The following is a 7,730-nucleotide window of genomic DNA, read 5'->3' as shown; positions in this document are numbered from 1 at the left end:
TAACAAGTGACTGTGGTGTCAATCGCATATATTAAGCCACTTTTTCACGCCACGGTTCCTGATTTTTGACCATGGTATTGAGCACCACAATCATCTTTCGCATGCAGGCAACGACGGCCACTTTTGGAATCTTCCCCTGGGCCTTCAAGCGTTCGTAAAAGCGTTTGAAAACGGGATTGCACTGAATGGATGAGAGCATGGCCATGAACATCACGGTTCGGACTCTGGGGCGCCCACCTCGTATCCTCCGTTTGCCATTGAGCTTGCCGCTGTCTCGATTGATGGGTGCGACACCGACCAGTGCGGCGATCTCCTTTCGGTTCAGAGAGCCGAGCTCCGGCAGCTCACTCAGGAAGGTGTAGGCGAGCACTTTTCCGACACCGGGCACACTGGTCATGATGTCCATTTTGGTACGCCAGTGATCCACTTTGGCCACTTCCTGCTCGATTTGTCGGGTGATCGTTTCAATCTGGCTCTGCAGCATCCTGAGTAAGCTTTTAATGGATCGGTGAAGGGGTTTTGGCATGATCTGGAGACGGTTTTTCTCCATGGTGGACATCTCCATAAGCTGAGCCCGCCTGGCCAATAAGTCTCTGATCTTTTGTGATGTTTTGTCCGGGATAGGTCTGAATTCCGGCTTGAGTGTGGCAGCATATTTGGCAATCACCTGGGCATCAATACGGTCAGTTTTGGCGAGCACGCCGATGGCCTGAGCGTAACGTCTGACACTGGTGGGATTGACGACTATGATCGGTAAGCCTGCCTGATTGCAGGCCTGAACCAGGGCATGCTCATGGCGCCCTGTGGCCTCCACCACGATTCGTTCAATATCGTAGTCCTTGAGGATCTTCACGAACCGACGAATGTGGGCTTCGCTATTGGGAATTGAATAAAACTGTCCGGAAGGATGGAGAGCGATATCAAGGTTGGCTTTACCAACGTCGACACCGATATTCAGTGAAGTTTGGATTTCTGTGGTGTTCATAATAAGCTGACTCTGCCTTGCTATACGGGCTCGAGGCCCCGATGACTGTACGAGTTATCGCTTGAGAGTCATGCAGCGCTACGCACTTGTTACCGGTCTCTCGAATGAGGAGCCTGCCAACATCGAGCTGCTGCATGAAGGCCCCCAGCGGCCACTGGGGGTGGGCCTCAATTTACCCAAACACGGCAGAAATTATCCATACAAGGCCAGTCACGGCGACGTCTACTGCATTGCGGCTGCGCCTCCATTCCGTAGCCGCACGTGCTGAGCGGCGTTATAAGGCATCATCTGGCACATGATTAGAACGGAAAGATTGATACTTCGGCAATGGCATGACGAAGACCTTTATCCCTTTTCGCAGATGTGTAGGGATAAGGACGTGATGGAGTTCTTCCCGAAGCTTCTGACGGAGGAAGAAAGCTACGGTATGGGGAGAAAAATCAAGTCTCTCATTGCTGAACGTGGGTGGGGGTTCTGGGCTGTTGAGATCCCTGGTCAACGTAAGTTTGTTGGATTTGTCGGCCTGCACATCCCCAAAGAAAGCATGCCGTTCTCACCATGTGTTGAGATCGGCTGGCGTCTTGCGAAACAATATTGGGGTATGGGTTACGCGGCAGAGGCCGCCAGCGAGTCATTGCGATATGCTTTTACTCACTTGGGTTTAAAAGAGGTGGTCTCTTTTACGACAGTACGCAACATTCGTTCTCAAGCCGTCATGGAAAAAATCGGGATGTCTTATGCCAGCAAATTTGAGCATCCGGACCTAGAACCTTCAGACCCGCTTTGCGAGCATGTTTTGTACAAGATAAACAGAGAACACTGGGAGCTACATGCCTTATAACCAAGCCAGTCACGGCGACGTCTACTGCATTGCGGCTGCGCCTCCATTCCGTAACCGCGCGTGCTGAGCGGCGTTATGTGGTCCAAGTAGTTTATGTACAGTAGATACTTCGATGATTGGGAAGTAAGACCCGAATTCGAGAAAGAGTTCATATCACTCTTTGATGGGTGGCTGGGAGAGGAAAATCTCCACAAACTTGATGAGATCACCAAGGCGGAGTGGGAACGGTTCAATGTTCTGTTAGGCCTTGTCTGCGAGCAGTATGAGGCATACCTCGTTGACTCCAGCCAGCAGCTTTGCCATAAGGTTGTTCATCCTCGCGAAGTTTTGCAGAGCTACGAGGAGGCCATGGAAAAAGACTCGAGTAACTTTATCAGACTCGTAATACCCGAGCTTGACTGTTTGCTCACGGAAGATTGGGATTACACGTACGTCCTTTGGTACAAGAATGATGAATCTGTTTCGGCCATGCGCCCTCTCATCTCACAAGCAGTGCTGCACCACTTCGGAGCCGAGACCACATAACCAAGCCAGTCACGGCGACGTCTACTACATTGCGGCTTCGCCTCCATTCCGTAGCCGCGCGTGCTGAGCGGCGTTACGAATAATTAGGTTTAGATTATGCGGGTAGACTACGAGTATATTTCGGGCATTCTGAATAGGTTCTTAGACTCTGATAGTCCAGTGCTATATCTGAGTAATTTCAAAAAAGAGCTAAACGAAGATGACAACAAATTATTTTTTCATCTGCTGATCCTCAGAGATAAATCGATTATCACTGGCCCAGGAACTCGTGGTCAAACCATCGGTATTCAGTTCAATGACAACACGAATGAGTATGATTATTGGCTTGTTGCCCTAAGGCTAACTGCAGAGGGGCATGATTTTGCTGATGCCATAACTAAGCCAAGTATTAAAGAAGTTGTTCTTGATAAATTTAGGAATGAAGGGATTTCAGCGGTAGTTGACCTGTCAAAAAGAATTGCACTCAAGCAAGCTGAGAGAAAACTTGATGACCTTCTTTCGTAACAAGGCCAGGCACGCGACGCCTACTGCATTGCGGCTTCGCCTCCATTCCGAAGCCGCGCATGCTGGCTGGCGTTATGTTTTTTTCAAAAACTCGGAGTTTGGATAGTTGTCGGAACTGCTCTCAGTAATCTTTGGTTTATTGGTCGGTGGGTTAATTGGCCATCGTCTTGCGCTGGGGCGTGACAGGCGTAAAGAATTCAATCAGGTAGCCGCTCCCATATATGAGCGGCTGATCCAGGCAGAGGAACAGGCGCAAAACGGGTATGTTTGGGCGAAATGGAACGATGCCGATATTTCACGGCTCAAACCCCACTTGACGAGACGTCAACGCAAAAAATTGGACTCGCTCATTGAGAATTATCACGAGGCAATTCGTTTGGCCCACACTGAAGGCAACGTGCCATATAAAGCGCCTGAGCCAATTAAGGACGAGTTCTACCGGGTGGTTAATGCACTGAAAGAACTTCAAAAATTATTGAGGCTTCGTTAACCAGGACGGACTCGCGGTTCCAGTGCTATACGTTTGGAGAACATAACCATGCCAGTCACGGCGACGGCTACTACATTGCGGCTTCGCCTCCATTTCGTAGCCGCGCGTGCTGAGCGGCGTTAGGCGTTAAAATGATCAAGCTAAGAAAATTTAAACGTTATATTGATAAAGGAAAGTCAGAGGAGATTCTTTCCTTTGTTAATGAAACTAGAAGTAACTACCCGTATTCTCAGAGAGTTTACAGTGAAAAAGATACGGGCAATGTTTACTTAATATTGTATCAGCAAAGAATTGCGGGTTTTTGCGAAGCCGAAATAACGAATACCTGCTTAGAGGTGCCAGATACGACGACCCTGTATTTGCATGAGCTTCATGTCTGCGAGGCTGGAAAAAGGAAGGGGATAGGGAAAAGTACCATATCTCATCTTCTAGACCTCGATCTTCCAATTGAGTTGGTTGTCGCCAACGACAATACGGCCATGCGCTCTCTGATCTCGAAGTTTAGTGCAGTCATCAAGTATGAACCAAGTAATGTGAAAACGTATGTTATCTATCCTGAAAATCGAGGTCGCGGTGCCTAACAAGGCGCATCAATTCGCGGCCTACGGCCGCCGGACGCCCTTTACATTGCGGCTGCGCCTCCATTACAAGGGCGCCGTTGTGCGCTTGCGTTAGGTGTATTTATGAGCAACCAAGAGAAAGCTATCAAACGATCAGCCGGCACCGAAGCGGGCGAGTACGGAATTGATGGGTTCGTTTCGCATCACCTGGAAGAGCTTCCAGAGAGTTATTGGCAGAAGCATCTAGGAGTCTCTGCACCATCCAATGAGCAAGTAATTGGGCTACTGGTCCTCAGAGAAAAATGGGATGACGAAGAGGTATACGACTTTACTCTTCCTGATGACGTGACGGATTACGTGGTTAGTGTGTCATTCGACGACGAGGGGAAAATCGAAGAAATCGTCATGGAGAGCTAGCCTCCACCTAACCAAGTGTTCCAGTTCGTTCCGGGCCTGAAGGCCCTCCACCGGACAGCCTTGTCGCCGCTTCGCTCTGCCAAGGCTGCCGCTGAACAACGGCGTTAGGAGATAAGGATGTCCGTAAATATTGAGGTGGCTGAGACCACCGAGCAGTTTGATCTAGGTGGCAGGTTGATTCGTGCGTATGCGGAATTTCTGGGGCTGGACCTAGAGTTTCAGGGGTTTTCCAGCGAGTTGGCATCGCTACCAAGCATGTACGGTCCACCCAAAGGCGCGCTATTGCTGGCCTCGTTGGAGGGTGTTCACGTTGGTGCTGTCGGCCTCAGAGAATTCGAGCCCGGTGTTGCTGAGATGAAGCGGATGTATGTTCTTCCAAACTACCATGGCATGGGTGTTGGCAAAGCTCTGACTGAAGCTTTCCTCCGTCAGGCGAGAGAAATGGGCTATGGTTCAGTGAGGCTGGACAGCATTCGTGAGCTTGATAACGCTTTGCGGTTGTACCAAGCTTTTGGCTTTAAGGAAATCGAGCCGTACCGGTTCAACCCTCACCCGGAAGCTGTGTTCATGGAGTATAAAATCTCCTAACAATCGCAGGCACGGCGACGTCTTTTCCATTGCGGCTTCGCCTCCATTCCAAAGCCGCGCATGCTGCGGGCGTTAAAGCTTCTATGGTTTGGCATATTTTATTAATCGTCGCAGTTGGAGTGCCAGGAGCCTTTTTGGCCACATTGGGCTATGTGGGCGCGCTTCTCAGCATAGCGAGGCATTTTTCGGGTGCTCTCAAGATGCTAATCGCTCTGCCCATGTACGTGTTGTATTCAATGGTGTTGGTTGCTCCGCTTTTCTACATGCTTGGCGAGTTCAGACCTGAGATGCAGACGTCCAACTTAAACTTGAGCGCAGTATTGGTGGCGTGGGGAGTCGTTGTAATTCCAAGTGTGTTCTACCTTGGTAGATACAGAATTCAGGAGCTTCGGAATGCCGGCTACTTCCTGCCACCCCGATAAAGGCTTTAACAATGCCAGTCACGGCGACGCCTTTTTCGTTGCGGCTTCGCCTCCACTACAAAGCCGCGCGTGCTGGCGGCGTTAGATTTTATGATGACACCTGATCATATTTTAGATTCTCTGGACTCTCATCTGAATAAAGATGATGAGATAGAGTTGCTACTACTCAAAGGCCACTTGATACTGGAGCAGGCGCTAAATGCGCAACTTTCTCTCCATATACCAGACCGGAAAAGGCTGGATGGTTTGAACTTAATGTTCAGCAAGAAGCTCGACTTGTTGGTTGCGCTCGAGGGTGGAGACCCACTCGAATTGGTCGATTCGGTTAAGCACCTGAAGGAAATCAACCGAATTAGAAACAAGCTGGCACATCAGCTTGAGTTCAAAGGCCACTATAAGGAGCTGAAGGATTGGGCATGTGCGGTACTCAATTACACACCTAAGACGATAAACAGAAAGCGAACTTTCAGGAACATGCTGAGGAAGGCTTTTTACTTCTTGACGGCGGCCCTAGTGTCGAATGCATATGTACGCTCCGAACTAAGGACACAATAATCTAACGAGGCTGTAGAAAAACTCGATTTCGAGCCGTCCCCAGCGCCTGGTTCCTAAAATTTTTGTAGCGGCCATCCGCTAGCCGATGATCGCGACTCCGCTGTTCAGCCATTAGTTTCGGCCGATTTGGCGCTGCCAGCGCCGGTATTGCTGACTTCCAGAAGCCCCATTTCCGGCTCTTCTGGTCCCTGCATCACGCGGCTAACCGCCCGTAATTCGCCAGCTTCTCAATATTGTGCACTAGGCAGTATAGCTGCCACTGGCCCTGTACCTTCTTCTTACCTCTCAGGCTGAAGCGGTTCAGCCGCTTCGTGGTACCAATATTGCCGAACACCGGCTCGACCACTGACATGCGATGACTGTAGATTTCCTTGCCCTGCGGGCTATCCACTCGGTGCTTCATCCAGTCGGTGTAGTTGGGCAGGCGCTTGTTCTCGATGGTGAACGAGACTTGCCTGCCAGAGCCTTTTCGGTGGTCGGCGGAGGCCGGATTCTGCATACATTGATGCTTCTTGGGGCAGTGTCGGCATTGCAGCAAACGCCCTTCGAAGTGCACCCGGATTTTGCCATTCTCGGCTTCGCGTGTGCCCTGATAACTAATGGCGTTACCCGCCGGGCAGATGCACGTCAGGTTCACTGGATCGAACTGGAATTCACTGGCCGGGATGGTTTTCTTCCAGCCTGTATCCGGCAAATTCTGATGGCGTTTGCCGTACTTGTCTTTCTGGTTCTGGAACTTCGGATCCCGGCTGCGGAACCGGTTGTCTGGCACGTAGCCGTTGATCTGCCGTTCGTGCAGATACTTCATATTGGCTTCGTTGGCGAAGCCGGTGTCGGCGGTGACGACCGTGCCTTGTTGGTAGATGCTCTCGGCGATGCCCAGCTTTTTGTAACGGGCTTCGACGGTTTCCAGTACCGGCTGTAGAGTGTGGTGTTCCTGGCCTTCGCCAAAGGCCTGGGCATCAATGATCACCTGGTGTTTCTTGTCCACCGTGGCCACGCCGTTATAGCCCTGGATCGTGCCCTTGCTGGTGGTCATCTTGGCGCTTTCGTTATCCGTCAGGTTGCTCTTCACTTCCTTGCTCCGCTTTCCCCGGCCCATCCTTGGGCGGTTCGTCTTTAGGAAGCGGTCCACTTTGTTCATGGCTTCATCCAGCGAGAGGATGGTGTTCGCCCGACGGATATCCCGATCCAGTTCGGCCTCAGTTTCCGCCTCATCCCGCTCGTAATGCTCCTTCAAGTGGTGACGGATCAGTCGTCGCAGTTTCTCTCGTTTCTCACCCAACTCTTTAAAGGTGCCCGACCATTCCTTGGCGGCGTTGGAGGACATCTTGCAGCCGTCGATAGCAAAGAGTTCGTTGCCCAGAAGACCCTGTTCATGGCACACCAGCAGTACCTGCTCGAACAGCTCTTCAATCTCGCCGGAATGGCTGCTGACAAACTTGGCCAATGTCGTGAAGTGAGGAACGGTATCGCAGGATAGTGCCTTGAAGATGATGTTGGTCTCGCAGCACCACTGCATCTCACGGCTGGAGGTGATGCCTTTGGAGTAGGCAAACAGGATGATCTTCAGCAGGATGGCCGGATCGTAAGCCAGCCGGCCGGTGTCTTCGTTGCGGTACTTGGGGTGGAACACCGACAGGTCCAGCTTGTGTTCGATCAGGTAGTGCACCGCGTGTTCAAAGGTGCCGGGTTGAAGCTGTTCCTGGTAGTTGATCACGACCATGGCATCCTGGTCGTAGTTGTAATGCTTGAAGCGGGGCATGCCAACGACTCCTTGTCCGTTTGCCTGATCCTACCAAACCGAAGCGGTGATTTCGGGGTTTTTCTACAGCCTCAACGC

General features: G+C 51.1%; 10 protein-coding genes. 8 read left to right on the top strand and 2 right to left on the bottom strand.

Features of this window, described 5'->3' with window-relative positions; genetic code table 11:
• Positions 1 to 31 precede the first annotated feature (31 nt).
• Complete coding sequence (locus tag ACJO3M_RS03360; RefSeq protein ID WP_406998860.1) at positions 32 to 985, bottom strand: IS110 family RNA-guided transposase; 954 nt, start codon at positions 983 to 985, stop codon at positions 32 to 34.
• 295 nt (positions 986 to 1,280) lie between these two features.
• On the opposite strand from ACJO3M_RS03360, the gene ACJO3M_RS03355 reads away from it, so the two are divergent.
• From ACJO3M_RS03355 to ACJO3M_RS03320, 8 genes are all read left to right on the top strand, one after another.
• A complete protein-coding gene (locus ACJO3M_RS03355; RefSeq protein ID WP_406999731.1) occupies positions 1,281 to 1,826 on the top strand; it encodes a GNAT family N-acetyltransferase in 546 nt (181 codons plus the stop codon).
• 93 nt (positions 1,827 to 1,919) lie between these two features.
• Entirely contained in the window at positions 1,920 to 2,351 is a 432-nt protein-coding gene (locus ACJO3M_RS03350; RefSeq protein ID WP_406999729.1) for a hypothetical protein, read from the top strand.
• Between the two features lie 96 nt (positions 2,352 to 2,447).
• Positions 2,448 to 2,855 carry a hypothetical protein gene (locus ACJO3M_RS03345; protein WP_406999728.1) on the top strand — a complete coding sequence of 136 codons (408 nt, stop codon included), beginning with the start codon at positions 2,448 to 2,450 and terminating at the stop codon, positions 2,853 to 2,855.
• Between the two features lie 106 nt (positions 2,856 to 2,961).
• Positions 2,962 to 3,345: a hypothetical protein gene (locus tag ACJO3M_RS03340; RefSeq protein ID WP_406999726.1), complete on the top strand. Its 384-nt coding sequence runs from the start codon at positions 2,962 to 2,964 to the stop codon at positions 3,343 to 3,345.
• A 131-nt stretch (positions 3,346 to 3,476) separates the two neighbouring features.
• Entirely contained in the window at positions 3,477 to 3,926 is a 450-nt protein-coding gene (locus tag ACJO3M_RS03335; RefSeq protein WP_406999724.1) for a GNAT family N-acetyltransferase, read from the top strand.
• A 102-nt stretch (positions 3,927 to 4,028) separates the two neighbouring features.
• A complete protein-coding gene (locus ACJO3M_RS03330) occupies positions 4,029 to 4,322 on the top strand; it encodes a DUF2004 domain-containing protein (RefSeq protein WP_406999722.1) in 294 nt (97 codons plus the stop codon).
• A 117-nt stretch (positions 4,323 to 4,439) separates the two neighbouring features.
• A complete protein-coding gene (locus ACJO3M_RS03325) occupies positions 4,440 to 4,910 on the top strand; it encodes a GNAT family N-acetyltransferase (protein ID WP_406999720.1) in 471 nt (156 codons plus the stop codon).
• A gap of 512 nt (positions 4,911 to 5,422) precedes the next feature.
• Entirely contained in the window at positions 5,423 to 5,887 is a 465-nt protein-coding gene (locus ACJO3M_RS03320) for a hypothetical protein (protein WP_406999718.1), read from the top strand.
• 193 nt (positions 5,888 to 6,080) lie between these two features.
• Here the strand turns inward: ACJO3M_RS03320 and ACJO3M_RS03315 are convergent, their stop codons facing one another.
• Positions 6,081 to 7,652 carry a transposase gene (locus ACJO3M_RS03315; protein WP_406999717.1) on the bottom strand — a complete coding sequence of 524 codons (1,572 nt, stop codon included), beginning with the start codon at positions 7,650 to 7,652 and terminating at the stop codon, positions 6,081 to 6,083.
• Between the last annotated feature and the right edge of the window lie 78 nt (positions 7,653 to 7,730).

The sequence above is a fragment of the Marinobacter alkalisoli genome (assembly GCF_045449795.1).
Lineage (GTDB): Bacteria > Pseudomonadota > Gammaproteobacteria > Pseudomonadales > Oleiphilaceae > Marinobacter.
The sequence above is the reverse complement of the archived record's forward strand: the minus strand, read 5'-3'. Positions and strand labels throughout refer to the sequence as shown.